The following is a 1,129-nucleotide window of genomic DNA, read 5'->3' as shown; positions in this document are numbered from 1 at the left end:
GTTAATAAACTGTCTTTTGCTTAGCACTGATTCCTTAGGAAATAAGGTATCATACATGAACGGGATAATGCATGTTTTTAAATTGGCATTGTGCATCAAAATAACATTTAACTTATACCTTATTTTTGCGTTAATAAATATTTTATTCACGTCATAAGAGTCTAAATTATCGATATCAAGTATAATAAATTCCGTTTTAGAGCTTATTGAACTCTCAATGGAATTAATTTCATCATGCAGTTTAACTGTATTAAAGTTAAATACTTCGTGATGCTGAAAATGTTTTCTTAATAAATCCAAAGTGAACTTGCATTTACTGTAAATGTGATATTTCATATGTCAATTCCATTTGATTTTTTTACAAAAAAAGGGCCAGTCAACACTTATAATGTGTAAACTGGCCTCAAGACTAATTCATCTTTTGAAAAATCAGATCCCGAAAGCGAAGTTCATGGTCATAGAACCGTCAAGCTCGGCATCGTCAGTGATGGGGCCATTCATGGTGGTAGTGCCACCCAAGATTGGGCTAACCGTGATATCAGCCACAAACACTTTACCAGTGCTCTGAGTGTTCGCTGCAGATGACCAACCGGTGCGCAGACCAGTGGTCAGGCTGGCTGATGTTGCTGCTGCAAACGTGGATGTTGCAGAAGAGAACAAGTTAGACGCTTTGCCGTCTACAGTGCCGTTCTTAATCAGTGCAGTGTAGTAACCGATTTTGCCGGTCGTGTTTACACTACCCAGACCGAAGTTAGTGGTGGCAACAGCACTGGATGTCGCCGCACGGTTATCGACGGGGGTGAAGTTCAGATAAGTATCGGCATCACAGGTCACCGTCCAGGTTTTCGTCATTGGCGTCAGCGCGGTCGTGGCCGTCCCTGATTTGACTAAAGATGAAGACAATTTACCGAAATCATAAACACCTTCATCTGGAGAAGCGACGGTGCAGCTTGGAACAGTCAGTGTACCAGTGACTTTCAGTTCAGCTGTCGGAGGAGCGGCATGTGCTGCAGTCATACCCAAAACCAGAGAAGATAAAACAGTCAGACCAATCAGTTGCTTTTTCATGTGTAAGATATCCAAATTCATAATGTAGGGTAAATGAAGATTTGTCTGTCAGCATGTGGAC

The 1,129-nt window shown here is 41.4% G+C and carries 2 protein-coding genes; both read right to left on the bottom strand.

Annotated features, from left to right (window positions below; translation table 11 throughout):
• Nucleotides 1–336, bottom strand: a 336-nt coding sequence (locus tag BN68_RS24410; RefSeq protein WP_042807143.1) for a hypothetical protein, incomplete at its 3' end; no start/stop codon positions are given.
• 93 nt (nt 337–429) lie between these two features.
• A complete protein-coding gene (locus BN68_RS22820; RefSeq protein ID WP_042807144.1) occupies nt 430–1,068 on the bottom strand; it encodes a DUF1120 domain-containing protein in 639 nt (212 codons plus the stop codon).
• Nucleotides 1,069–1,129: the final 61 nt, after the last annotated feature.

This window comes from Yersinia massiliensis CCUG 53443 (assembly GCF_000312485.1).
GTDB classification, from domain to species: Bacteria; Pseudomonadota; Gammaproteobacteria; order Enterobacterales; family Enterobacteriaceae; genus Yersinia; species Yersinia massiliensis.
This window is presented reverse-complemented; position numbering and strand designations above follow the sequence as displayed.

Bases quoted from the DNA above. Each gene is read 5' to 3' on its own strand.
- BN68_RS22820 (WP_042807144.1), bottom strand. From the start codon at position 1,068: ATGAAAAAGCAACTGATTGGTCTGACTGTTTTATCTTCTCTGGTTTTG.